This is a genomic window from Pseudomonas sp. FG43 (genome assembly GCF_057809175.1).
Window position 1 is genome coordinate 38,784 of record NZ_JBMDJL010000020.1, and the last position, 24,433, is coordinate 63,216.

21 protein-coding genes are annotated in these 24,433 nt (G+C 58.3%); 7 read left to right on the forward strand and 14 right to left on the reverse strand.

The features are described from left to right. Position 1 precedes the first annotated feature (1 nt). The 5 genes from ACODS3_RS20745 to ACODS3_RS20765 form a co-directional block, all read right to left on the reverse strand. On the reverse strand, positions 2-751 hold the full coding sequence (locus ACODS3_RS20745) for a fimbrial biogenesis chaperone (RefSeq protein ID WP_489036056.1): 750 nt from the start codon (positions 749-751) through the stop codon (positions 2-4). Continuing rightward, a complete protein-coding gene (locus tag ACODS3_RS20750; RefSeq protein ID WP_489036058.1) occupies positions 742-3,306 on the reverse strand; it encodes a fimbria/pilus outer membrane usher protein in 2,565 nt (854 codons plus the stop codon). The genes ACODS3_RS20745 and ACODS3_RS20750 overlap by 10 nt, the downstream gene beginning before the upstream one ends. 145 nt (positions 3,307-3,451) lie before the next feature. Then, positions 3,452-4,201, reverse strand: a complete 750-nt coding sequence (locus tag ACODS3_RS20755; RefSeq protein ID WP_489036060.1) for a fimbrial biogenesis chaperone — start codon at positions 4,199-4,201, stop codon at positions 3,452-3,454. Positions 4,202-4,262: 61 nt separating this feature from the next. Continuing rightward, positions 4,263-4,847: a fimbrial protein gene (locus tag ACODS3_RS20760; protein ID WP_201005956.1), complete on the reverse strand. Its 585-nt coding sequence runs from the start codon at positions 4,845-4,847 to the stop codon at positions 4,263-4,265. A 308-nt stretch (positions 4,848-5,155) separates the two neighbouring features. Further along, positions 5,156-5,767, reverse strand: a complete 612-nt coding sequence (locus tag ACODS3_RS20765) for a hypothetical protein (RefSeq protein ID WP_489036062.1) — start codon at positions 5,765-5,767, stop codon at positions 5,156-5,158. Between the two features lie 116 nt (positions 5,768-5,883). On the opposite strand from ACODS3_RS20765, the gene ACODS3_RS20770 reads away from it, so the two are divergent. The 5 genes from ACODS3_RS20770 to ACODS3_RS20790 all read left to right on the forward strand — a co-directional run bounded on the left by ACODS3_RS20770 (position 5,884) and on the right by ACODS3_RS20790 (position 13,866). Next, complete coding sequence (locus ACODS3_RS20770) at positions 5,884-7,044, forward strand: efflux RND transporter periplasmic adaptor subunit (RefSeq protein WP_201018029.1); 1,161 nt, start codon at positions 5,884-5,886, stop codon at positions 7,042-7,044. After that, positions 7,041-10,142: a multidrug efflux RND transporter permease subunit gene (locus tag ACODS3_RS20775; protein WP_304575455.1), complete on the forward strand. Its 3,102-nt coding sequence runs from the start codon at positions 7,041-7,043 to the stop codon at positions 10,140-10,142. Before ACODS3_RS20770 ends, ACODS3_RS20775 begins: the two co-directional genes overlap by 4 nt. A 10-nt stretch (positions 10,143-10,152) precedes the next feature. After that, complete coding sequence (locus ACODS3_RS20780) at positions 10,153-10,830, forward strand: heavy metal response regulator transcription factor (RefSeq protein ID WP_489036064.1); 678 nt, start codon at positions 10,153-10,155, stop codon at positions 10,828-10,830. After that, positions 10,820-12,184: a heavy metal sensor histidine kinase gene (locus ACODS3_RS20785; RefSeq protein ID WP_489036066.1), complete on the forward strand. Its 1,365-nt coding sequence runs from the start codon at positions 10,820-10,822 to the stop codon at positions 12,182-12,184. The genes ACODS3_RS20780 and ACODS3_RS20785 overlap by 11 nt, the downstream gene beginning before the upstream one ends. A gap of 170 nt (positions 12,185-12,354) precedes the next feature. Beyond that, positions 12,355-13,866 carry a sensor domain-containing diguanylate cyclase gene (locus ACODS3_RS20790; protein WP_489036068.1) on the forward strand — a complete coding sequence of 504 codons (1,512 nt, stop codon included), beginning with the start codon at positions 12,355-12,357 and terminating at the stop codon, positions 13,864-13,866. A gap of 56 nt (positions 13,867-13,922) precedes the next feature. Here the strand turns inward: ACODS3_RS20790 and ACODS3_RS20795 are convergent, their stop codons facing one another. After that, positions 13,923-14,393 (reverse strand): ferritin-like domain-containing protein, encoded by a 471-nt coding sequence (locus tag ACODS3_RS20795; protein WP_201018033.1) that lies wholly within the window; start codon positions 14,391-14,393, stop codon positions 13,923-13,925. Between the two features lie 218 nt (positions 14,394-14,611). Between ACODS3_RS20795 and ACODS3_RS20800 the strand changes: the two genes are divergently transcribed. Then, positions 14,612-14,845, forward strand: coding sequence for a DUF3820 family protein (locus ACODS3_RS20800; RefSeq protein WP_025258777.1), 234 nt, complete (start codon positions 14,612-14,614; stop codon positions 14,843-14,845). Positions 14,846-15,005: 160 nt separating this feature from the next. Here ACODS3_RS20800 and ACODS3_RS20805 read toward each other — a convergent pair whose 3' ends face one another. Genes ACODS3_RS20805 through zwf form a run of 3 tightly spaced genes read right to left on the reverse strand, consistent with a single transcriptional unit; the run spans position 15,006 to position 17,867 of the window. Continuing rightward, the gene (locus ACODS3_RS20805; protein ID WP_489036070.1) at positions 15,006-15,680 is read right to left on the reverse strand and encodes a bifunctional 4-hydroxy-2-oxoglutarate aldolase/2-dehydro-3-deoxy-phosphogluconate aldolase; all 675 of its coding nucleotides are present in this window, start codon (positions 15,678-15,680) and stop codon (positions 15,006-15,008) included. 17 nt (positions 15,681-15,697) lie between these two features. Then, the gene (gene pgl / locus ACODS3_RS20810; RefSeq protein ID WP_201018034.1) at positions 15,698-16,411 is read right to left on the reverse strand and encodes a 6-phosphogluconolactonase; all 714 of its coding nucleotides are present in this window, start codon (positions 16,409-16,411) and stop codon (positions 15,698-15,700) included. Further along, a complete protein-coding gene (gene zwf, locus ACODS3_RS20815) occupies positions 16,398-17,867 on the reverse strand; it encodes a glucose-6-phosphate dehydrogenase (protein WP_201005968.1) in 1,470 nt (489 codons plus the stop codon). The genes pgl and zwf overlap by 14 nt, the downstream gene beginning before the upstream one ends. Positions 17,868-18,074: 207 nt before the next feature. Between zwf and ACODS3_RS20820 the strand changes: the two genes are divergently transcribed. Next, positions 18,075-18,941, forward strand: a complete 867-nt coding sequence (locus ACODS3_RS20820) for a MurR/RpiR family transcriptional regulator (RefSeq protein ID WP_201005971.1) — start codon at positions 18,075-18,077, stop codon at positions 18,939-18,941. 131 nt (positions 18,942-19,072) lie between these two features. Here ACODS3_RS20820 and ACODS3_RS20825 read toward each other — a convergent pair whose 3' ends face one another. From ACODS3_RS20825 to ACODS3_RS20845, 5 genes are all read right to left on the reverse strand, one after another. Then, positions 19,073-19,924: a D-hexose-6-phosphate mutarotase gene (locus tag ACODS3_RS20825; protein ID WP_489036120.1), complete on the reverse strand. Its 852-nt coding sequence runs from the start codon at positions 19,922-19,924 to the stop codon at positions 19,073-19,075. 120 nt (positions 19,925-20,044) lie between these two features. Then, on the reverse strand, positions 20,045-21,403 hold the full coding sequence (locus tag ACODS3_RS20830) for a carbohydrate porin (RefSeq protein WP_201018036.1): 1,359 nt from the start codon (positions 21,401-21,403) through the stop codon (positions 20,045-20,047). Positions 21,404-21,521: 118 nt separating this feature from the next. Beyond that, positions 21,522-22,679 carry an ABC transporter ATP-binding protein gene (locus ACODS3_RS20835; RefSeq protein WP_201005977.1) on the reverse strand — a complete coding sequence of 386 codons (1,158 nt, stop codon included), beginning with the start codon at positions 22,677-22,679 and terminating at the stop codon, positions 21,522-21,524. Positions 22,680-22,681: 2 nt separating this feature from the next. Next, the gene (locus ACODS3_RS20840) at positions 22,682-23,527 is read right to left on the reverse strand and encodes a carbohydrate ABC transporter permease (protein WP_201018037.1); all 846 of its coding nucleotides are present in this window, start codon (positions 23,525-23,527) and stop codon (positions 22,682-22,684) included. Next, complete coding sequence (locus ACODS3_RS20845; protein WP_201005981.1) at positions 23,520-24,428, reverse strand: carbohydrate ABC transporter permease; 909 nt, start codon at positions 24,426-24,428, stop codon at positions 23,520-23,522. The genes ACODS3_RS20840 and ACODS3_RS20845 overlap by 8 nt, the downstream gene beginning before the upstream one ends. Positions 24,429-24,433: the final 5 nt, after the last annotated feature.

Sequence of the window (24,433 nt, forward strand, 5' to 3'; positions counted from 1 at the left end):
GTCAGCATTCTTCTTGAAGTTTGATGGAGTCGGGCGTGAAGGGCATCCGCCCGTTCAACCGCGTGCAATAGGCGCGCTGAGCGCCGTAGTCGGTCAGCGCCTTGAATGAAAATATCTGCGGCTGGATGCGTCGAGGCACTGGCAGTTCAAGGCGAGCCCCCGGCTCCAGCAACAGATAATCACTGAGCAGAAGGTCACCGAGCCTCACGGTTTGCAACGTGACGTGGTAAGGCGTGGGATTGCGGACCTGCACCTCTTCATCAGCCAGATTCCAGCTCAGGCGCTGTGCGGTTTCAGCCGGATCGCCCTGCAAACCGGGAGGCCGATAGAACACGTTGATACGCTGACGCACAGCAATATTGAGCTGGTTGCTGCCCTCACGACGCCTGGGCACCTCCAGAACATACAGGTGCAACAGGGACTCACGGTCCTCAGGCATGCCTGCGCCCTGATACAGCACCCGCAGCTCCTGCTTTCCAGCCGATGGCAGATGGAAAAAATGCGGGGTGATGGCAAATGGCAGAACAGTGCGCTGCTCCCTTGGGGTTTCATCGCTGTCCTGCGGAGCGCTCAGCCAGGCCTGAACCAGCACCTCATGCTCACCTGGGTTGCTGGCCTGGATAGTGGCTTCCCGGAAGGCACCATCAAAAATCAGTCGGGTGCCCGCCAGCGACACTGCCGCCTGCACACTGCTGCACGCCCAGCAGAGCAACACAACCAGCCCGTTACGAAATGCCCGACTCATTGGCAAACCACCTTGAGCCGTTCATACGCATGCCTGGGGTCTTTGGGTGGCAAAGTGAACGGAGCCCGGCAACCTTGCCCGGACCACTGCACGCGCAACACGCCGCTGTCCTTCTCGCTAAGCACCAATGCCTGACTGCTCGGATCGACAACGGCAAGGGTTTTACCCTGTTCGTCTTCGACCGTGGCGCCCAGTGGAATCTGCGTGGCATCGGCACGTACCAGCTCGAACTGCACACGCCGACCTTGCGAGGCCTTGAAAACCACCAATGGTATTGCGCCACGACGCGGCACGATCTGGGTGATCGCGTTATCCAGATCGATATCGGCACCCAGTTGACGGGTGTCCAGCGAAACCCAGTTGGAACGATAAGGCTGGGCATAAGGCAGGACCGCAAAGCCATTGTCCGAAGTTTCCACATTGTTGTAGGACTTCAGCTTTGCACCACCGACATCAGGCACCTGCACCAGCGCGAAGGTTTCCCCCAGCGGCTGACCCAGGTTGATCCCTGCACCATGGGCCACCAATGAACCGGACGCGGCCAGGGTCAAGGCGTCATAGTCTCGCCCCTGGCTGTAGCCCGTCTCGAAACGACCGAAAGGCGTCGTGACATTGAGTTTGCCGGCACCAAAACTGCCCGAGCTGCTGTCATGACCGGCCTGGACGGAATAGAACAGGTCACGATGATCCAGCACCTGACCGTTGAGCCCGGTCTGCATGGAGTATTCGCCGGAGTCATCACGCACGGCATTGAACGAGAGACGCGAAGACCCCGGCTTGTCGCCCAGTGGCAAGGTCATGCTCAGGGCAATGCGGTTATCGGTTTCTCCCCTCCTGTCAGTACCGGACTCCTGGTTGCGTTCGAGGGACAGGCTGTAATTCAAGGTGCGCCAGACGGCGTTGTAGGACAGATAAAGCTGCCGGGTCTTGCCGGGCAGGTTCCAGTAACGCTGCTCGGAAGCGGTCAGGCTCAGCGAGCCCGTCTGGCTCGGCAATACCTGAGTGACGTTAAGCTCCAGCCGGTCCCTCGCTCGCCCGTTTGGAATCAGGGCAGGCCGCTCGTCCGTTTCACTGACATGCTGGTTGAGGGTTCGATACTGCTCGGTCGAATAGCGATAGCCAGCCACAGCCAGTGTGGTGTTGGTCACATCCAGCGTATTGGCATAACGTACCCGTATGCTCTGGCCGCTACGGGTCTGCTCCTTCAACTCGCTGATCGAATGGGTGATATCGAGAGAGACCGCCCCCAGCCCGGTATTGACCCCGGCCCCGACATTGGCGGCGTTGTAGTCTTCGGCCAGTTGCAGACCACCAAAGCCGGTGACCCGCTCGGAAAGGCCATATATCACGGCAGCACTGGTGAAGTCGGGCGAGGCCTGATGATCGTCATTGCTGTCCACCTGCCCTGCGGCGAGGCTGTAGCGAAACGAACCGGCAGGCACCATGATCGGCAAGGATGCATACGCCTGAGTGAAAGTACGCCGCCGGCCATCAGCCTCGATAATGGTCACCAACAGATCGCCATTGGAACCGCTGGGATAGATGTCGGTGATCTCGAACGGCCCCGGCGAGACGTTGCCGCTGTAAAGCATGAAACCGTTTTGCCGAACCTCGACCGTGGCATTGGTTTCGGCGGTGCCACGAATCACGGGCGCATAAGTGCGCTCGCTGTCGGACAGCATTCCATCGTCAGACGCCATCGCAGCGCCCTTGAAAGGCACACTGTCGAAGACCTGGGAATCGGTGAAGGTTTCACCCAGGGTCAACTGGCTCTTGAGAGCCGTGATATCGCGCTGGGCGAAAGTGCGGTTGCTGCGAAAACGATAGGACTGATTATCGCCATGGACCAGCGAAGACTCATTGCGCAATCGCCAGGCACCGATGTTGAATCCATTGCGCAGCCCCAGATAATACTGATCCGTTTGCAGCCCGCGTTGACGGCGCCTTGCGCCATTGAAGTTGTAATTGACGAAGCCTGCCGTTTCGCCTTGGTCCCAAAGCTCCGGCGACACATAGCCTCGCCTGCTGCGCGCCATGACAGCCTGGGGAACACTGATATCGAGCCGCAAGGCATCGGGGCGATAATCGACGCGGGCAAATTCAATACTGGCTGCCAGATCGAAACACTCTTGCTGCGCAGCGCCCGTCAGATACTTTGGGTCCAGCCCGAAGTTCTGAAGCATATCCGGGCTCAGGCAGGGCTCGATCAGACCTGACTGGCTGTCAGGAATGAACGTAATATCCCGGCGGCCGCTCAATGCCCGGTTGACATACACATCCACCCGATAAGTACCGGGTAATACGCTGTTGGCGCGCAGAAACTCCTGAAGATCAGGAGGCTGGTCACTGCCTTGAATGAAAGCGGTATTGAACTTGACGGCCTGGACACTTCGCGTGTCCGCCGATGCGCTGGTGAGCGCGGTCATGCATAAACTCATCCCCACCATTGCCAGCCGACAACGCCGCAATGACCTTCGGGTATTGCAGTTCATCCAGTGTGCTGTGTCATAAAGGTCAAAGCCCGACATGACTTTCTTGTTGTTCTGGTTGTGCCATTCCATTAGCTGTTTTCACTCTACTTCGCAGATTTAACGTGCAGCGGAATCCTTTCACGCAGATGCACGGCTACCGAGCCACTGTTATCGTCAGGACTCAAAGGGTTAAGAATCAATAAAAGCGTCCAGGCTAATATTGGGAGAGTTATCGCTATCGGGCTTTACTGGCCAGAGTGATTTGTTCCCCCTTCAAGGTCGCTTGATAAGGAACTTGCCCACCGAAGTCGTTGATGCTGATAAAACTTAGCGACACTGGCCCGCCAGCGGACCTGTGCATCAACGTCAGACGCAGGCTCTGGCCCGGCGAAAGCATCTGGCTTTCAAGGCTGGCCAGTTCCTTGCCGCCCTGGCGGGTGGACAGTTTGAGCATCGATACATGGTAAGGACCCGGATTTTCCACCTCCAGGATATCCCCCTTGAGTAGCCGCCAGCGCAACGTCTCCGGGGCAACCGTCGGGTCGCCCGGCAGGCCCTGGGGCCGGAAGAAAACCTTGATGCGCTGGCGTATCGCGATCTGCAATGTGTTTTCCGATGCCGTCTGGGGAATCTCCTGCACATTGAGCCAGAGCACTGATTCGCGGTCTTGCGGCAAACCGGAACCGGCATAGATGATACGCAGCAATTGCTTGCTGCCACCGGCCATCCGGGCAAGGGTCGGCGTCACGACAAAAGGCAGTTTTGCAGCCACGGCATTGGCCGCAACGGACTCCGTAGCCGGAGCCTCAAGCCAGGATTGCAGGAGAATCTCCCCTCCGCCGCTGTTGTGTACGCCAAAACTGGCTTCCTTGTCACCGCCCTGATAAACGACCCGTGTAGTGTTGAGCACAATGCCCGCCTCGACGACGGACATCCATAACCCCACCGCAAGAAGTACGGCAGAGCGAAAATAGGTAAAAGACATGGGAGCATTCGCTTTGAGTTCGGCATGAGGCAGGGCGAGCAACGCTCACCCTGCCGTTTCATCACTCGTAGTCCAGCACGAAAGGCATGAAACCATCGGCATTACCCGGATTGGTTGGCGTGCCATTGAGGACATAGACAGCACCGAAGTTGATTTCTGCCGTCGCACCACCCGCGCCGTCCTTGATCAGGGTGTTGTCGATAGTTTCGTTACCGCTCAGATCCATAAGTACATTGGATGCGTTAAGCAAACCAATGCCGACACCGTCCGCTGCACCGGTAGTGCGCAACAGTTTTGAATCATTGTTATCCAGACCACTGCCATTACGGGCGGTAAAGCGCATCTTCACCATGTTGTATTGATCGGCACCCGCGCTGCAGTTGACCAGCAACTGAATGGGCATCGCCGTTTCAAGCTTGCTTTCACTCGAAAGACCGATATCGGAAAACGAAACATTTCCAAGATCGACATTGATCTCACCAGGGTTGGTGCCAGGGCTGACACCGGTACCCGGAGCAACATCACAGGAAATATTGGTCAATGTTCCATTGAATATCAACTTACCGTTGTTGGCCGCATTAGCCATGTTTGCGGTACCCAAACCCAGTACACCCATTACAGCCAACGTGAGAGAAAACTTTTTCATACCAACGACATTCCTTGTGTTATTTCGTGTGTGCCCACTATCGGACGGCGAGCACTATAGGTCCCGGACTTTTTCGCCGCTGTCAGGCCAATGACTTTGAAACGCGAGATAAAAAGATTTAACGTGAAGTACTTTTCTGTAGGAAAAGTAAAAAACAGCCTACACGCCATATAATTCAAGGATGTCGCAGAAAAACCCACTAAAAGAGTCAACCAAAGATTGCATTTGGATAAAAACACTTTTCTGTTTTTCAGGCATAAAAAAACCGTCACATTGGCAAACGTGACGGTTGGAGAGAAGGGAAATAGTTACTGGTAGGTAATTATTAACAACCCTGTCTGGTTTTTACTCTGATTCTGTAGGGTTGCCTGCAATGAAGTGGATGACAACACTTGGTACTGCGTGCTGAACGGAATGGCTTTATCGCTGCATGCATTGCGCGAGGTACTCATCTGGAACGTGATACCGGAAACCTGGACATACCGGACATCATTGCCAGGCCCGACAGCAGAGGCCTGCACGATATCACAGCCGGTATTGACAACTTTGCCGTGAAACCTCAGCGCCTCCGCCTGCACCGTTACAGGAACAGCCAGGAACAGCCCGGGAATAACCATCGCGGCAGCCACTCTTCGAGCTTTGGACAGAGCTTCCAGAAAACATCTACAAACCGACGCCTCGCTCTTCATGGCAACACTCCGTTTGATCATCTGACAGATTTCAGTTAAGTCGACGAAAGGATTAACCGCCAGAAAAATCACACGCACACGTAGGACTTTTCTCATAGAAGTGCGAAATGCCTGCACCGTATCTGCAATAACTTTCCGCACACGCACCATGAGCGATTCAAGCGTTTTCCAGTTCAACCTATAAACCAGATATCGCCCGAAGCGGGCTTTTCTTGATGCTGTGCCTTTCACATGACGCTTGCTGACATTTCTGACAGCTAAAAGTCATTCTACTGACCGGATTTACCCGTTATAAGGAACACCTGACATTGCGGTTTCTCACTTGACCCTCCCGGCGCCTCCTTCACATGCGTAAACAGACCAGAATCGTCATTATTGTGGCCACCCTTGCAACGCTTGCCGCGATTGCCGCCTGGAACCTGACTCGCCCTGCTGCTGCCAAGATAAGCACCCCGGTCGCCGTGCCGGTCAAAGTGATCAGTGTCAGTGCCGAAGACGTACCGCGCTTCGTAACCGGAATAGGTTCGGTGCTGTCCTTGCAAAGCGTAGTGATTCGCCCGCAGGTAGACGGCATCCTCACCCGCCTGCTGGTCAAGGAAGGGCAATCGGTCAAGGCCGGCGACCTGCTGGCAACCCTGGATGATCGCTCGATTCGTGCGGCACTCGAACAGGCCAAGGCACAACTGGCCCAGAGCCAGGCGCAACTGGATGTGGCGCAAGTGGACCTCAAGCGCTACCGCCAGCTCACTGACGACAATGGCATTTCCAGGCAGACCTTCGATCAGCAACAGGCCCTGGTTCGCCAGCTCAGTGCCACCGTGCTGGGTAATCAGGCAACGATCAATGCCGCACAGGTCCAGCTTTCCCACACTCAGATTCGCTCGCCAGTGACAGGCCGGGTCGGGATTCGCAATGTGGATGAAGGCAACTTCCTGCGCGTCAGCGATACCGCCGGAATGTTTTCCGTTACCCAGATAAACCCGGTAGCGGTCGAGTTCTCCCTGCCGCAACAGATGCTGCCCACTTTGCAGAGCCTGACCGCGAACACCACCTCGGCGACGGTCAAGGCTTATCTGGGCGATGGCGCCAACGGCACGCTGCTGGGTGAAGGCAAACTGGCCTTGATCGATAACCAGGTCTCGGCCACCACCGGCACCATTCGCGCCAAGGCACAGTTCGACAACGCCGAGGAAAAACTCTGGCCCGGGCAACTGGTCACGGTAAAAATCCAGACCGGCATCGAACGCAACTCGCTCAAGGTTCCGCCTCAAGTCGTGCAGCGCGGTATCGATCAGCATTATGTCTACAGGGTGACGAGCGAACAGAAAGTCGAAGTCGTGCCCGTCACCGTGCTTTATCAGGATAGCGACCTGACTCTGATCAGCGGGCCAAGTGCCGGTGATGTACTGGTCAGCGACGGTCAATCCCGACTCAAGCCGGGCGTGCGGATCGAAGTCGTGAATGAGTCGCCTCAGCCTCCCCTGCTCAAAGTGGGGAGTGCTAAATGAAGGGCCAGGGTTCCATTTCGGCCTGGTGCATCGATCATCCGGTCGCCACTCTACTGCTGACGTTCGCTCTGGTGCTGCTGGGTGTCATCGCCTTCCCGCGCCTGCCCATTGCCCCGCTGCCCGAAGCGGAATTTCCGACGATCCAGGTCAACGCGCAGCTTCCCGGCGCCAGCCCGGAAACCATGGCTTCTTCGGTCGCCACGCCCCTTGAAGTGCAGTTCAGCGCGATACCGGGCATGACACAAATGACCTCCAGCAGTGCGCTGGGGTCGACCAACCTGACGCTGCAATTCACACTCAACAAAAGCATCGATACCGCCGCCCAGGAGGTCCAGGCCGCCATCAATACGGCCGCTGGCCGCTTGCCCGCCGACCTGCCGAACCTGCCGACCTGGCGCAAGGTCAACCCGGCCGACAGCCCGGTGCTGATCCTGAGTGTCAGCTCCAACCTGATGCCCGGCACCGAACTGAGTGACATCACCGAAACCCTTCTGGCCCGCCAGCTCAGCCAGATAGAAGGCGTGGGACAAGTTGCCATCGCCGGTCAGCAACGCCCGGCGATCCGTATCCAGGCTGCACCGGAAAAACTCGCCGCACTGGGCCTGACCCTGGCGGATATACGCCAGTCCGTGCAACAGACCAGCCTGAACCTGGCCAAAGGTGCCTTGTATGGCAAGGACAGTATTTCCACGCTGTCCTCCAACGATCAGTTGTTCAAGCCGCAGGACTACGCGCAGTTGATCGTTTCCTACAAGGACGGCGCCCCCGTCCACCTCAAGGATGTGGCGAGAGTCATCAACGGTTCGGAAAACGCTTACGTCAAGACCTGGTCCGGCGACCAGCAGGGCGTCAACATCGCGATTTTCCGCCAGCCCGGCGCCAACATTGTGGATACCGTGGACCGCATTCAACGCGAACTGCCACGCTTGCAGGAAATGCTGCCCGCGTCAGTAGACGTCTCGGTCCTCAACGACCGGACCCGCACCATCCGCGCCTCGCTGCATGAAGTCGAGCTGACCCTGCTGATCGCCGTGTTGCTGGTGATCGCAGTCATGGCACTGTTCCTGCGCCAGCTGTCGGCCACGCTGATCGTCAGCAGCGTACTGGGCGTGTCGCTGGTTGCCAGCTTTGCGATGATGTACGTCATGGGCTTCAGCCTGAATAACCTGACGCTGGTTGCGATTGTGGTGGCCGTCGGCTTCGTGGTGGACGATGCGATTGTCGTGGTGGAAAACATCCATCGCCATCTTGAAGCAGGCCAAGGCATGCGTGAGGCGGCGATCAAGGGCTCGGGGGAAATCGGCTTCACGGTGGTATCGATCAGTTTCTCTCTGGTGGCTGCCTTCATTCCGCTGTTGTTCATGGGCGGCGTGGTCGGGCGACTGTTCAAGGAGTTCGCCCTGACAGCCACGGCGACCATTCTGATTTCCGTCGTGGTTTCCCTGACACTGGCTCCAACGCTCGCCGCCATGTTCATGCGCGCCCCCAAGCACAGCCAGCATCAGAAACCGGGCTTTGGCGAGCGGCTGCTGGCGCTCTATGAGCGCGGCTTGCGCAAGGCTCTGGCTCACCAGCGTCTGACGCTCGGGGTCTTCGGCCTGACGCTGGTCCTCGCGGTTGTCGGTTATGTGGTCATTCCCAAGGGTTTCTTCCCGGTCCAGGACACCGCATTCGCTCTGGGGACCACCGAAGCCGCAGCCGATATTTCCTATCCGGACATGGTGAAAAAACACCTGGAGCTGGCAAAGATCGTCGGGGCCGACCCGGCGGTGCTGGCGTTCTCGCATTCGGTCGGGGTCAGCGGCAACAACCAGACCATCGCCAACGGCCGCTTCTGGATTTCTCTCAAGCCCCGAGCCCAGCGCGATGTGTCGGTCAATGAGTTCATCGACCGCCTGCGTCCGAAACTGGCCAAGGTCCCCGGCATCGTTCTTTACCTGCGCGCCGGCCAGGACATCAACCTCAGTTCCGGCCCCAGCCGTAGCCAGTATCAATATGTGCTCAAGAGCAACGATGGCGACCTGCTCAATACCTGGACCCAGCGCCTGACCGAAAAACTGCGCAGCAATCCGGCATTCCGCGACCTGTCCAACGACCTGCAACTGGGCGGCAGCGTGACCCATATCGAAATCGACCGCAGCGCCGCCTCGCGTTTCGGGCTGACCACCGCCGATGTCGATCAGGCGCTCTACGACGCCTTCGGCCAGCGGCAGATCAGTGAATTCCAGACCGAGGTCAACCAGTACAAGGTCGTGCTGGAGCTGGACGCACAACAGCGCGGCAAGGCCGAGAGCCTGAACTACTTCTACCTGCGCTCGCCGTTGACCAACGAGATGGTGCCGCTGTCGGCACTGGCCAAGGTCAGTGCGCCGACCATGGGGCCGCTGTCCATCAGCCATGACGGCATGTTCCCGGCCGCCAACCTGTCCTTCAACCTGGCCTCGGGCGTGGCGTTGGGCGATGCAGTACGCATGCTGGATGAAGCCAAGAAAGAAATCGCCATGCCGGCGGCGATCATCGGCAACTTCCAGGGCGCAGCCCAGGCATTCCAGAGTTCACTGGCCAACCAGCCATGGCTGATTCTGGCGGCGCTGGTGGCGGTGTATATCATTCTGGGTGTGCTTTACGAGAGTTTCGTCCACCCGCTGACCATCATTTCCACCCTGCCCTCGGCGGGCATCGGCGCGCTGTTGTTGCTGTGGATGATGGGCCAGGACTTCTCGATCATGGCGCTGATCGGTGTGGTGCTGCTGATCGGCATCGTCAAGAAAAACGGCATCCTGCTGGTGGACTTCGCACTTGAAGCCCAGCGTGAACAAGGTCTGACGCCACGGGAAGCAATCTATGAAGCCTGCATGACACGCTTTCGTCCGATTATCATGACCACCCTCGCCGCCCTGCTCGGCGCGCTGCCGTTGATGCTCGGCTTCGGGGTCGGTGCCGAACTGCGCCAGCCACTGGGGATTGCAGTGGTCGGCGGCCTGCTGGTCAGCCAGATGCTGACGCTGTTCACCACGCCGGTCATCTATCTGCAACTGGAGCGGCTGTTCCATCGCCGCCAGCCAGAGCCTGCGCCAGCGCTGGCCATCCACAAGTGAGAGTCGTCCCATGCGCGTGCTGATTATCGAAGACGAAGAGAAAACAGCGGATTACCTGCATCGCGGCCTGACCGAACAAGGCTATACCGTGGATCTGGCCCGGGACGGTATCGAAGGGCTGCACCATGCCCTGGAAAACGAATACGAAGTCATCATCCTCGATGTCATGCTGCCAGGCCTTGATGGCTTTGGCGTGCTGCGCGCATTGCGGGCAAAGAAGCAGACACCCGTGATCATGCTGACCGCACGCGAGCAGGTCGATGACCGGATTCGCGGCCTGCGCGAAGGTGCAGACGATTATCTGGGCAAACCGTTTTCCTTCCTGGAACTGGTCGCACGCCTGCAAGCGCTGACCCGGCGCAGCGGCGGCCATGAACCGGTGCAGATCAGCATCGCCGACCTGTGGATCGACCTGATCAGCCGCAAGGCCACGCGCTCCGGCGTACGCCTGGAACTGACAGCCAAGGAGTTCTCGCTGCTCAGCGTGCTGGCCCGACGTCAGGGCGAGATTCTGTCCAAGACCGCCATTGCCGAGATGGTCTGGGACATCAATTTCGACAGCGACGCCAATGTCGTGGAAGTCGCGATCAAGCGTCTGCGCGCCAAGCTGGACGGCCCACACGAACAGAAACTGCTGCACACCATTCGCGGCATGGGCTACGTGCTGGAGAACCGTGGTGCGGACTGACTCCATCGCCTTGCGCCTGAGCAGCCTGTTCGCGCTGGTCGCCTTCGGGGTGTTTCTGCTGATCGGCTGGGCCTTGTACCTGCAAGTCGACAAGAGCCTGGACCTGCTGCCCAAAGCCGAAGTGGATGCGCGCTACAGTGTGCTGGAGTCGGCAGTCAGTCGCTTCGGCAACCCCGAGCACTGGGGCAAGATCAAGAACAAGCTCACCTTGCTGAGCGAAGAAGACAAGCGTATCCGCTTCTGGGTCGTCAGCGACGATCCGGTCTATGAGTATGGTCGCCCGAGCGCCGAGATCCGCAATTTTGCCCACGGTCCACTGGGCATGCGCGACCTGAAACTGGCCGATCACCCGTATCCTTTCAAGGTACTGGTCAGCGAGTTTCCGGCCAAGGACCAGCGCCCCACGCTGCGCTTCATGACAGCCATCGACACGGAAACGTTCTGGCATACACAGCACTCGCTGCTGATTGCGCTGATCAGCCTGGCAGTCGTCGGGATTGCCCTGGCTTCAGTGCTGGGCTACTGGGTGGCGCGCATTGGCTTGCGACCGCTGGCCAGCCTTTCGTGGGAGGCCCAGAAACTGTCACCGCCGCATTTGTCCGGTCGCCTGCAAATGTCGCCATTGCCTCCAGAGCTGGAACAGTTCGTCACCTCTTTCAATTCGACGCTGGAGCGTGTCGAACAGGCCTATTCGCGGCTTGAGTCTTTCAACGCCGATGTGGCCCATGAACTGCGCTCACCGCTGACCAACCTCATCGGCCAGACTCAGGTAGCACTGACTCGCGGTCGCTCGGCCGAGCATTATTTCGAGGTGCTGCAATCGAACCTTGAAGAACTGGAGCGGCTGCGCTCGATCATCAACGACATGCTGTTCCTGGCCAGTGCCGATCAGGGCAGTAAAGTCACTGAGCTGACCTGCTCCTCTCTTGCTCAGGAAGTCGCCACTACCCTCGATTACCTGGATTTCATCCTTGAAGACGCTCAGGTCAAAGTCGATGTGCAAGGTGACGCCAGCGTGCCTATCGAAAAATCCCATCTTCGCCGGGCCCTGATCAATCTGCTGCACAATGCGGTGCAACATACCGAGCCGGGTGAAGTGATTCGCGTGGACATTCAGCCAGGCAGCGGGCATGTCAGTATCGGCGTCGCCAACCCCGGCCCACAAATACCGGGAGAACATCTGCCCCGGCTGTTCGAGCGGTTCTATCGGGTAGATGCATCACGCAGCAACAGCGGCGCCAATCATGGCCTGGGGCTGGCGATCGTCAAAGCCATTGCGCTGATGCACGGCGGAACCGTCTTTGTGAAAAGCGAGCAGGGTTTCAATACGTTCGGAATCCACTTACCGCTCTAACTCAGCGTCATAAAAACCACGCCAACAAACAGCACACTAATGAAATATTCTTATTCACTGTGCTGCCCCCGAAAAACCCGTCCTTACTTGAATTAATTCATATATTTTCATAAAGAGCGTGATATATATCCCGGCCCGAACCGCCCTGTTTTGGACATACAACGGCTGCGATGAATTCTCCTGTGCCCGTGCAATCTGCAAAATATAAATGGACTCGTTCCGAGAACGTGCTGATCTGTGGAAGCTCGCTGTCCATGCTGGCCATACTGCTCATTGTCGCGTTCCTGCTGGCGCGTGAGCGTTCTGACGCAACATTGTCAGCGGCCCGTACAGCCTCCAATATCGTTCAATTGATCAATGCCGATGTACTGCGCAATGCCGAGCTGTATGACACTTCATTACAAGGCATCCTCAAGTCGTGGAAGCGTCCGGACCTGCCAGACATTTCGCCGGAACTGCGACAGCTTGTCCTGTTTGATCGCTCCACAATAGCGCCGTTCAAGGGCGATATGGTGCTGCTGGATAAAACCGGAAAGATTATTGCGGACTCTTTGTCGGTGACGCCGCGTAACGATAACTTTTCAGATCGTGCCTATTTCCAGAGCCACCTGAAAAACCCGTCCCAGGGCCTGCACGTAAGCGGTCCGTTCAAGACACGCTGGGGCAATCCGGATTGGTGCATCAGCCTCAGCCGTCGCATGTCTGGCCCCAATGGCGAATTCGAAGGCGTCGCCAGTGGCGTCATACGGCTGATTTACTTCAAGCAACTGTTCAAGAGCCAGGTGCTGGAAAAAGGCAGCAGCATCAGCCTGATCACGGCACAGGGCACCATGCTGGTCCGCTACCCAGATATTGAAGGCCAGGACCTGACGGGGAAGGATTACAGCGCCTCGGAAAACTTCAAGCGTATCGTGCAGGAAGGCACCGGCAGCTTCACCGCCATGTCATCCCAGCTCAAGGCCATGCGCTTCTATACCTTTTCCCGTGTCGGCGATTTACAACTGATTGTTGTGATCGGTCAGGCCGAGGAAGAGGTGTATGCGGTCTGGAGACGCAATGCCTGGCTGGTGGGCAGCGCCACTGGTGTGCTGTGCATCGGGATTGTCTGGCTGACCTTGCTGCTGTGCCGTGAACTGCGCCGCCGCCACATGGCTGAAGACAAACTGGCCAGCCTCGCCGCGACCGATGGCCTGACCGGGCTGGCAAACCGGCGTCAGCTCGATGATGCGCTGGAGATCGAATGGGCGCGAGCGCTGCGCTCCGGCAAGCCACTGTCGCTGTTGATGATCGATGTGGACCATTTCAAGGCCTTCAACGAAAGTCATGGCCATCAAGGCGGAGATGAAGCACTGCGCAAGGTCGCCTACACCATTTCACGCAATATCCGTCGCCCTGGCGATATAGCCGCACGCTATGGTGGCGAGGAGTTTGTCGTGGTGCTGCCTGAAACCGATCTGCAGGGCGCGATGGTATTGGCTGAGTCGATCCGTCTGGCAGTCGAATCCATTCCTCCGTTTACCGACGACACACAATCGATCACGGTCAGCATTGGTGTCGCATCACAGATCGTCCAGCAGGACAATAAGCTCGAAGCCCTGTTCGGGCTGGCCGACAAGGCGCTGTATCAGGCCAAGAACAATGGACGCAACAGAGTGGAACAGAGGCTGTTCGCCCGGAGCTGAACGCAAAAAACGCCAGACTGGCTGGCGTTTTTCTTCAAGCCTGCGGCAAACCGCTATCAGGAAGCGCGACGCACCTGATCACGCAAGGCCTTGACCTGATCGTGATTGCGCTGGGTGCCATCAAGCTGCTTGCGCACAAGGGCAACCACGTTGGTAGGCAAGGATTTCTCCTGAGCCTTTTGCAGGGCTTTCTTGTAGGCTTCCAGAGCATGATCCTCGCCACGCTCCACTTCATTGAGAATGGCTTCGTCGCTCTTGCCGGTCAGCGCTGACTTGAGGTCAACCCAGACGCGGTGCAGAGAGCCAGCAGCGCTGGAACTGGTTTCCGGCTTGCCACCCAGCGCCCGGACTTCAGCCTGCAACTCGCTGACAGCGACACCGCACTCGGTAGCACGGGTCTGGAAAAAGTTCTTGAGCAAAGGGTTTTTCAGATCCTCAGCGCTGGTTTCAAAGCCCTTTTGACCGTCTTTGCTGGTTTCGATCAGATCGTTGAGCAGGTCAATGGATTCTTTATTGACGTCGGTCATTTCAATATCCTTACTAGGCAGTGTGGAAAAGTAATGTTGCTGACCTTAGTGATTGCAGAGCCCATGCCAGCTTCTTTCATTATTTTTTATAGATATTTTTCAATGACTTAGAAAAACCAGCCAATACATCACCCGCTCTTTCTGCATGAACTGTCGTTTTGCCTGCATGCAGAATGCAGGCAGGTTCTCATTTGCATTACGTTACTGATGGCTTACACATGAACCCGGAAAAACTAAAACTGCTGGTCACCCGTGAAATGCCGTTCGGCAAATACAAGGGCCGGCTGATTGCCGACCTGCCGGGCCATTACCTGAACTGGTTCGCTCGTGAAGGTTTCCCACAGGGCGAGCTGGGTGGGCTGCTGGCCCTGATGCAGGAAATCGACCATAACGGCCTGAGCGCGCTGCTGGACCCGCTGCGGACAAGGCCTCGCCAGTCTCTTCGCGACTGAAGTCTCCTACCCGGACGCTGCAGGAGCGAATTCATTCGCGAGGCGGCCTTGATACGCAGGCAAAAAAAAGCGGCGCCCCGGACCAGGGGGCACCGCAAAACCATACAAACCAACAACAACTTCTTTAAAGGCCTCGCGCCTGATGCCCGAGGCCAAGTGTTCAGCCAAACAACGCAAGCGCCTCTGCCGTGGCTTCCTGAATGCGACCCCAGTCGCCATTCTTGACCCAGGCGTTATCGATCATCCAGGTCCCGCCCACGCACATCACGTTAGGCTGTGCGATGTAGCTTTTGAGGTTCTCGGCATTCACGCCGCCAGTCGGGCAGAAACGCACTTCGTTGAACGGGCCGCCCAAGGCCTTGATCGCCGCCACGCCGCCGCTGATTTCAGCCGGGAACAGTTTGAAACGGCGATAGCCCAGGGCATAACCGATCATGATTTCCGAGGCACTGCTGATACCGGGCAGCATCGGCAGCGGGCTATCGACCGCCGCTTGCAGCAGGTCATGAGTGCTGCCGGGCGTCACGATGAATTGCGAGCCAGCCGCTTCGGCATCGGCCAGCATCTTGCGATCCAGCACGGTGCCCGCGCCCACGCACAATTCGGGGCGCTGCTCGCGCAGGATACGGATCGCACTCAGGCCAAACGCTGAACGCAAGGTGATTTCCAGGGCTGTCAGGCCACCGGCCGCCAGGGCATCGGCCAGCGGCAGGACATCCTCGTCGCGGGCAATGGTAATGACCGGCAGGATTCTGGCCTTGGCGCAGAGTTCGTCGATCTGGGCAATCTTGTTCGCCATGCTGTTTCGCGGCTGATTATTTTCGTTCGTTGTCATGGCGACGGTTCCTTTGCTTATGGGCACCAGTAAATCTCAAGTGTTGAGTTGAGGAAGGCACGGACCGGCAGTTGAGCAATGTCATCGCCCGCCAGCGCCGTGCGCAAAGTGTCGAGCTTGGCCTGGCCGGACACGGAAAGAATCGGGTGACGCGCCGAAGCCAGCAGGCGGCGAGTCAGGGTCAGGCGCTGATGCGGCACGCTGGGGGCCAGCATCGGCAGGCAGCGGCGCTCGTCATTCAGGTCCAGTGCCTGGGCAAGGTTCGGGCTGCCGGGGAACAGGGACGCGGTGTGCCCGTCGTCGCCCATCCCCAGGATCAGCACATCAATGGCTGGCAACTGCGCCAGAATCTCATCGGCTGCCAGAGCCGCTTCTTCCAGGCTCGCGGCCGGCGTGTACAGGCCAATGAACTTCGCCTCGGCCACCGGGCCTTGCAGCAAGTGGCGCTGCAACAGGCCAGCATTGCTGTCGGCATGCTCGACAGGAACCCAGCGCTCGTCAGCCAGGCTGATGACCACTTTGGACCAGTCAACAGGCTGCTCAGCCAGGCTCTGGAAAAACGCCACCGGGCTGCGTCCACCGGACACCACCAGGGTCGCCACGCCATTGGCGGCGATAGCCGCTTTCAGGCGCTCGGCCACATTGCCAGCCAGCGCACTGGCCAACTGTTGCGGGCTATCGAATTCGCGTGCCACCAGCCCTGCTGGCAGCTCAAGATCACATATCGCCATACCACGACCTCCCGTCACGAGTAATCAGGGCAATGGAGCTCATAGGTCCCCAGGAACCGGCGGCATAAGGCTTGGGCGCATCGCCTGCCTTCTTCCAGCCAGCGATCAACTGATCGCACCATTGCCACGCATACTCGATCTCATCTTTGCGAACAAACAGGTTCTGATTGCCGCGCATCACTTCCAGCAACAACCGCTCATAGGCATCCGGGACCCGGGCGCTGCGATAGGTGTCGGAAAAATTCAATTGCAACGGGCCGCTGCGCAACTGCATGCCTTTATCCAGCCCCTGATCCTTGGTCATCACTTGCAGGGAAATGCCCTCATCGGGCTGCAGGCGGATAATCAGGCGGTTGCTGATCTGCAAGCGCTGTTCAGGCGCAAAGATGTAGTGCGGCGGCTCTTTGAAGTGGATCACGATCTGCGACAGCTTCTGCGGCATGCGCTTGCCGGTGCGCAGGTAGAACGGCGTACCCGACCAGCGCCAGTTGCGGATGTCGGCGCGCAGGGCCACAAAGGTTTCGGTGTCGCTCTGGGTATTGGAGTTTTCTTCCTCCAGATAGCCGGGCACCGATTTGCCTTCGCTGTAACCGGCGGTGTATTGCCCACGCACCACCTGGGTCGCCAGACGCTCGGGCGTGAACGGTGCCAGCGCCTTGAGCACCTTGACCTTCTCGTCGCGGATGCTGTCGGCCGACAGGTCGCTGGGCGGGTCCATGGCGATCAGGCAGAGCAGTTGCAGCAAGTGGTTCTGGATCATGTCGCGCAACTGGCCGGCCTGATCGAAATAGCCCCAGCGGCCTTCGATGCCAACCTTCTCGGCCACGGTGATTTCAACGTGGGAGATATGATTCTGGTTCCACTGCGTCTCGAACAGGCTATTGGCGAAACGCAGGGCAATGAGGTTTTGCACCGTGTCCTTGCCCAGATAGTGGTCGATCCGGTAGACGCGGTTTTCCGGGAAGAACTGCGCGACGGCATCATTGACCCGTCGCGAGGACGCCAGATCATGACCGATGGGCTTTTCCAGCACGGCACGGGTACGATCGGCCAGACCGACCGAGGCCAGGTTCTCGCAGATGGCGCCGTAGACCGATGCAGGTGTCGCGAAGTAGGCAATAAGCGTTTCAGCATTACCGACACGCTCGGCCAGCGCGACATAATCCTCGCCTTTGAGGAAGTCCACGTGCAGATAGCTCAGGCGCGACTTGAAACGCTCAACGTTATCCGTCTCCAGTTCAGCCTCGGGAATGAAGCGGCGCATGGATTTTTCGATGTACGCCAGATGCGACTGCTCGGTGCCAGGTTCACGCGCCAGGGCAAGAATCCGGGTGTCTTCATGCAGTAATCCGGCGCGGTCGAGTTGGTAAAGAGCCGGGAACAGCTTGCGCACTGCCAGGTCACCCAAGGCGCCAAACAAGGCAAAAGTGCACGGTTCAACCGTAATCGAGGGCATAATGTTGGTTCTTTTATCAAGTTAGGCTACAAATACCTTTTTTAAAGGCGTTACTCAAGGCCGAATGTAGTAATAACCACAACATTTTGTCTAAAACCATATTCCAGTGGTGATCAACACAGGCCACCAGTACGATAGGCCACCTTTGCTACAGGCTAAAGAGCTAATACAAAACCGTTGGTTAATCAGCCGCGACAAGGACTTTTAATGGACCGCGCAAGAAATCTCCTGGAGCAGATCCAGGGTCGGCTCGAAGAGCTGAACAAGGCTGAACGCAAGGTCGCCGAGGTGATCCTGCTCAACCCGCAGATGGCTACGCGGCTCAGCATCGCGGCCCTCGCCCAGGCGGCAAAGGTCAGCGAGCCGACGGTCAACCGCTTTTGCCGCTCGTTCAACGTCAGCGGTTATCCCGAGCTGAAACTGCAACTGGCGCAAAGCCTGGCCAGCGGTGCGGCCTATGTCAGCCGCGCCGTGGAAGCCGACGACAACCCCGAGGCCTACACTCAGAAGATTTTTGGTAGCGCCATCGCGTCACTGGACAGCGCCTGCCAGCAACTGGACCCGAACCTGATCAGCAAGTCGGTGGACATGCTGATCCAGGCCCGCCAGATCCATTTCTTCGGCCTGGGCGCCTCGGCCCCCGTGGCGCTGGACGCACAGCACAAGTTCTTCCGCTTCAACCTGGCGGTCACCGCCCATGCCGACGTGCTGATGCAGCGCATGATCGCCTCGGTGGCGCATACCGGTGAGTTATTCGTGATCATTTCCTACACCGGTCGCACCCGTGAACTGGTGGAAGTGGCACGCATTGCGCGGGCCAATGGCGCCTCGGTACTGGGCCTCACCGCTGCCGGCTCTCCCCTGGCCAAGGCCAGCACCGTCAGCCTGAATATCCCGCTGCCAGAAGACACCGATATCTACATGCCGATGACGTCGCGGATCATCCAGCTCACCGTCCTCGACGTGCTGGCCACCGGCATGACCCTGCGCCGTGGCGTGGACTTCCAGCCACACCTGCGCAAGATCAAGGAAAGCCTGAATGACAGCCGGTATCCGGCAGAGGATCAGGGCTAAGCCCAATCCTGCCTCTATGTGGGAGGGAGCTTGCTCGCGACAGGGCCGGTGAGTTCAGAAAAAACTTTTGGGGCGCACTTCAAATTGCCGTCGCGGCCAAGGCCCCTCCCACATCCGGTGGCACAGGCCCATCAAGCCAGACAGGCCTGCAACCTGATCTGCGCCTGCTCTCCCGGCTCCAGGCTTCCGTGTTCGCTCTCACATGAAGTCGCTTCAACACGGACGAATCCGCTGGCTTCGCTGCCACAGACGCCCAATAACGGCCTGCTGCCAGGATGCCAGACCACGGTGCTCGGGCTGTCGCTGGTATCGATGTGCAAACGCCGCTTCCAGGCCCGGTCCTGAAGCTGCAAGGCGCCGGAGTGCTCAAAGACCCTCTGGCAACCTCCAGCAACCCGCAGCTCGCCTTCCTGCTGACACGCCTGTCGGTTCAGCTTGTCATAGCCCTGCGCGCCATCGAGCCCCTCCAGCGCCACGCCAGCCACATCGCTGATGCGCCAGTAGGCATGTAGCCCATGACTGAAATGACAAGGTTCGCTGTCCTCATGCCGGGTACTCAAACGCAGCTCCATGCCCTGCCCCAGCTCGGCATGCAGATCGACCTGCCAGTCCCAGAGCTGCAATTGCCAGTGCAGGGTCACGCCCACTTCGCTTTCAGCGCTGTCGATCAGCTTCCAGTTGAGCAGACGCGCCCAGCCATGGGCAGGCCAGCCGCTTTCACTGGGATGACGGCCATACCAGGGCCAGCAGACCGGCACGCCACCACGAATGGCGCCGACCTGCGGCCATTGCGCAGCACACCAGAGCCAGGGTTTCTGACCCCGAGGCTGGAAATGCAATAACTGCCCGCCCTGGCGGCTGAACACGGCCTGGCACTGGGGATGATCGATCACCAGCACATCGCGTAGCTGATAGCGCTCCCACTCGAAAGTCGGGCGGGCACGTCGGGATGTGAAAAAGCGTTGCAAGGGGTGCTCAAGCATCTGCGCGTTCGTGAGGGACATCGCCAATCGCACCTCTGAAAATAAAAGAATTCATGACCATAAAAAAACGGGCAGCCAGGCTGCCCGCAAAGCACACACGACCTTGATCGGTTTATGAAATCAGAACTTCGACTGAATTTTCAGACCCGCAACAATGGCATCGTCGACCTGGCTCACGCCGCCAGGATGCTTGATGTATTGCAGGTTGGGACGCACGGTCAGCCAGTTGGTGACGTGGAAGCCGTAGTAGATTTCCGAGTTGTACTCGGTGTCCTGTACCGGCAGGTAGCCCGGGTTGTCGTAGTCGTTGATGCCACTAAGCTGGTTGGCCAGACGAACACGGTCCTGCACATCGTCGTTGACGTGGATACGGGCGATACCGATACCGATGTCATCCTTTGGACGCGAATCGAACGGACCTTTGTAGGTCAGGCCGATCTGCTGGTAGTTATCGACGAAGTTGGTTTCCTTGTCATGCACGGTAGCGTTGGCAAAGATGCTCAGACCACGGGAGGCATCGCCATTGTGCGACGTCAACTGCTGCTGGGCCACGATCCACCAGCCATGTTTGCTGTCATGAGATTTGAACGCGCCACCGGAGATCGGCTGAGCCTGACCGTCGGCACCTTCATAGACGTCGTCGGCATTAGGCGTGCTCTTGTAGAAACCGACACGGTATTCGCCAGGCAGCGAGTTGACGGTCGGAGTCCAGACCAGTTCAACCGGCAGGATCATGCCCTTGGTGCCGCTACCGCTGAGCTTGAAGCCGTTGCCGGTTTCGAGGTTAGACGGGTTCTGTTCGTACACACCGACCTGGGCATAGACCTCAGGCGTGATGTTGTACTTGATGCGCAAGGCCCACTGGCTGATTGGCCAGTTGTACCAGGTGTTGACGTAGTTACCCACCTGCGAGCCGCAGAACGACAGGTTCTGGAAGTCGCACGGGAAGGAGTTGAAGTCTTCGCCCGGCCCGAAACGGCCAGCCTTGACGTCCAGCACGCCATCGAAATACTTCTGCTTGACCCACAACTGGGTCAGACGCCAGGTCTGACCACGACCCCAGACTTCCTGCGAGGAACTGAGCGTGCCGGCACGAGGATCACCGATCCGGTCATTGGAAATGTTGCGACCACTACGTTCGGTAATCGCCAGCTTGAACTCGGCATCCTTCAGGCCAAAGGCCTTCTCCAGATCGACTTTCAAGCCAAAAGCGAACTGGTCACTGTAACGGCCCGTGGTGTCGTCGTTATAGCCCCCCTTGAGGTTGCTGGCCATCTCGGAGACGTACTCCAGAGAAAAGTCGTAACCCTTGTCGAGCAACTCGGTGCGCGTACCGCCCCAGTCACCTGTCATCCACGGTGAGTTGGCATCGAACGCATCGGCAGCATGAGCGCCGCCCGCCAGACTCATCGCACCCACAACCGAAAGCTTGCGTACCAACTGGAACCGGGAAAGCGATTTAGCCTTTATCTTCTTCATCCCATCAATCCTCGTTTTATTGTTATTAGCTTTGGTGCACGTTTTACTTACTGCTTCGTGTTCACTGGCGGGTCATGCGGTATGGCAGCACTTGACCAGCCAGCTGTGCTCGGTACGTCTAACGAATCATCTGCGTGACATTGCCCACGCGCTCAGCCGTTTGCTGCTTTCCCAAAACACCCAGACGCTCGCCGCTCTGGGCATCGAAAAGCAGGACCCTGGACGGGTCGAATTGCAGGGTCAGGCTTTCGCTCACCTGAGGCGCGACATCCGGCGCCAGACGACAGCAGACTTTACTCTGATTCAGGGTGACAAAAACCAGTGTGTCCGGCCCGGTCGGCTCGGTGACCTGCACTTCAGCACGAATGGTCGGCAACCCGTTGGGCTCGCCAGACGCCAGGGTGATCTGCTCCGGACGAATGCCCAGAATCACTTCGCGGTCCTCCAGCCCTGCATCGCTCAGCCCCAATGGCAGCTCGCATCGGGCCTGACCGCTGTCGAGTACCGCCAGCAGGCGGCCTTCCTTGCGTTGCAGACGCAACGGAATGAAGTTCATGGGCGGCGAACCGATGAAACTGGCGACGAACAGGTTGGCCGGATCGTTGTAGATCTGCTTGGGCGTACCGAACTGCTGAACGATCCCGTCCTTCATGACAGCCACCTTGTCGCCCAGGGTCATCGCCTCGATCTGGTCGTGGGTGACGTAGACGGTGGTGGTTTTCAGGCGCTGGTGCATCAGTTTCATTTCGGTGCGCATCTCGACCCGCAGCTTGGCGTCGAGGTTGGACAGCGGTTCGTCGAACAGGTAGATCTTCGGACGCCGCGCCAGGGCACGCCCCATGGCGACCCGCTGCTGCTGACCACCGGACAACTGGCCCGGCTTGCGATTGAGCAGGTGTTCGATCTGCAACAGCTTGGCAACCCGACTCACTTCTTCGTCGATGGCAGCCTGAGGCATCTTGCGGATTTTCAGGCCGAACTCGATGTTCTCCCGCACGTTCATGGTCGGATACAGCGCGTAGGACTGGAACACCATCGCGATATCACGATCCTTCGGGCTGGTGCCGCTGACGTCTTCGCCATCGATCAGGATCGCGCCGCCACTGATGCTCTCAAGACCGGCGATGCAGTTCATCAGCGTCGACTTGCCGCAACCGGACGGGCCGACCAGGATCAGGAACTCGCCATCATTGATTTTCAGCTCAATGTTCTTGAGCGTGTCCGGCAGGTTGGCGCCGTAGGTCTTGTTTACGTTACGTAGTTCGAGAGTCGCCATGATTACCCCTTGACCGCGCCGGCCGTGAGCCCACGCAGGAAATACTTGCCAGCCAGCACATAGACCAGCAGTGTCGGCAGCCCGGCGATCATCGCCGCCGCCATATCAACGTTGTATTCCTTGGCCCCGGTGCTGGTGTTGACCAGGTTGTTCAGCGCCACGGTGACGGGCTGGGATTCGCCACTGGAAAACACCACGCCAAACAGGAAGTCATTCCAGATCTGGGTGAACTGCCAGATCAGGCAGACCATGATGATGGGCGTGGACATCGGCAGGATGATCCGCCAGAAAATCGTGAAGAAACCCGCACCGTCAAGACGTGCCGCTCTGACCAGCGCATCCGGGATACTGACGTAGTAGTTGCGAAAGAACAGTGTGGTGAATGCCAGCCCGTAGACCACATGCACGAACACCAGGCCGGTGGTGGTACTGGCCAGCCCCATCTTGCCGAGGGTAAAGGACGCTGGCAGCAGCACGGTCTGGAACGGCAGGAAGCAACCGAAGAGCAACAGGCCGAAGAACAGCTGCGAACCGCGAAAGCGCCACATCGACAGCACATAGCCGTTCAGCGCACCGATGGCTGTGGAGATGATCACTGCCGGGATGGTGATCTTGATCGAGTTCCAGAAATAGCCATCGACGATATCCCAGGCCTTGATCCAGCCGATAGCCGTGACCACGCTTGGCCAGCTCAGCAGGTTACCGCTGCCGATATCTTCAGGTGCCTTGAAGCTGGTCAGGAGCATGACCACCAACGGCACCAGATACAGAAGACAGGCCAGCAGCAGCACGGCATGAATCAGAATCCGGCTGAAGCTGATGGAAGGTTTGCCAACATGACTACTCATGGCGTTTTGTCCTCAGCTCGGAATACAGGTACGGCACCAGAATCGCCAGGATCGCGCCGAGCATCAGAATCGCACTGGCCGAGCCCATGCCCATCTGGCCACGACTGAAGGTGAAGGAATACATGAACATCGCTGGCAGGTCCGACGAGTAACCGGGACCGCCGGCCGTCATTGCCGCCACCAGGTCGAAGCTCTTGATGGCGATGTGCGCCAGAATCATCACGGCACTGAAGAACACCGGACGCAGGCTGGGCAATATCACGCGCCAGTAGATGAGCGGCAAGCTCGCGCCATCCATCTGTGCAGCGCGAATGATCGATTGGTCGACACCACGCAGGCCCGCCAGAAACAGCGCCATGACAAACCCGGAAGACTGCCAGACCGCCGCGATGACCAGGCAGTACACAACCCGGTCGGGATCGACCAGCCAGTCCAGGCGAAAGCCTTCCCAGCCCCAGTCGCGCAGCATCTTGTCCAGACCAAGGCCCGGGTTGAGCAGCCATTTCCAGGCCGTACCGGTGACGATCATCGACAGCGCCATCGGGTAGAGATAAATGGTGCGAATCGCACCTTCACGGCGAATGCGCTGATCCAGCAGCACCGCCAGCACCACGCCGACCACCAGACTGATGGCGATGAACATACCGCCGAACATGAGCAGGTTCTTGCTCGCCACCCACCAGCGGTCGTTGTCCATAAGGCGCATGTATTGCGCCAGCCCGACCCATTTGTAGGTCGGCAGGAAAGTCGAGTTGGTAAAGGAGAGGACGAAGGTCCACAGGATGTAACCGTAAAAACCAACCAGCACGACGAACATGCTGGGTGCCAGTACCAACTTGGGCAACCAGCGTTGCAGCGCATCCAGAGGCGAGGCTTTGCTGAACACAGCGACAGAGCTCATCGGGA

Coding starts and splice junctions, on each gene's coding strand:
- ACODS3_RS20750 (WP_489036058.1), bottom strand. CDS start 3,306: ATGGAATGGCACAACCAGAACAACAAGAAAGTCATGTCGGGCTTTGAC.
- ACODS3_RS20755 (WP_489036060.1), bottom strand. CDS start 4,201: ATGTCTTTTACCTATTTTCGCTCTGCCGTACTTCTTGCGGTGGGGTTA.
- ACODS3_RS20760 (WP_201005956.1), bottom strand. CDS start 4,847: ATGAAAAAGTTTTCTCTCACGTTGGCTGTAATGGGTGTACTGGGTTTG.
- ACODS3_RS20770 (WP_201018029.1), top strand. CDS start 5,884: ATGCGTAAACAGACCAGAATCGTCATTATTGTGGCCACCCTTGCAACG.
- ACODS3_RS20775 (WP_304575455.1), top strand. CDS start 7,041: ATGAAGGGCCAGGGTTCCATTTCGGCCTGGTGCATCGATCATCCGGTC.
- ACODS3_RS20780 (WP_489036064.1), top strand. CDS start 10,153: ATGCGCGTGCTGATTATCGAAGACGAAGAGAAAACAGCGGATTACCTG.
- ACODS3_RS20790 (WP_489036068.1), top strand. CDS start 12,355: ATGAATTCTCCTGTGCCCGTGCAATCTGCAAAATATAAATGGACTCGT.
- ACODS3_RS20795 (WP_201018033.1), bottom strand. CDS start 14,393: ATGACCGACGTCAATAAAGAATCCATTGACCTGCTCAACGATCTGATC.
- ACODS3_RS20800 (WP_025258777.1), top strand. CDS start 14,612: ATGAACCCGGAAAAACTAAAACTGCTGGTCACCCGTGAAATGCCGTTC.
- ACODS3_RS20805 (WP_489036070.1), bottom strand. CDS start 15,680: ATGACAACGAACGAAAATAATCAGCCGCGAAACAGCATGGCGAACAAG.
- pgl (WP_201018034.1), bottom strand. CDS start 16,411: ATGGCGATATGTGATCTTGAGCTGCCAGCAGGGCTGGTGGCACGCGAA.
- zwf (WP_201005968.1), bottom strand. CDS start 17,867: ATGCCCTCGATTACGGTTGAACCGTGCACTTTTGCCTTGTTTGGCGCC.
- ACODS3_RS20820 (WP_201005971.1), top strand. CDS start 18,075: ATGGACCGCGCAAGAAATCTCCTGGAGCAGATCCAGGGTCGGCTCGAA.
- ACODS3_RS20825 (WP_489036120.1), bottom strand. CDS start 19,924: ATGCTTGAGCACCCCTTGCAACGCTTTTTCACATCCCGACGTGCCCGC.
- ACODS3_RS20830 (WP_201018036.1), bottom strand. CDS start 21,403: ATGAAGAAGATAAAGGCTAAATCGCTTTCCCGGTTCCAGTTGGTACGC.
- ACODS3_RS20835 (WP_201005977.1), bottom strand. CDS start 22,679: ATGGCGACTCTCGAACTACGTAACGTAAACAAGACCTACGGCGCCAAC.
- ACODS3_RS20840 (WP_201018037.1), bottom strand. CDS start 23,527: ATGAGTAGTCATGTTGGCAAACCTTCCATCAGCTTCAGCCGGATTCTG.
- ACODS3_RS20845 (WP_201005981.1), bottom strand. CDS start 24,428: ATGAGCTCTGTCGCTGTGTTCAGCAAAGCCTCGCCTCTGGATGCGCTG.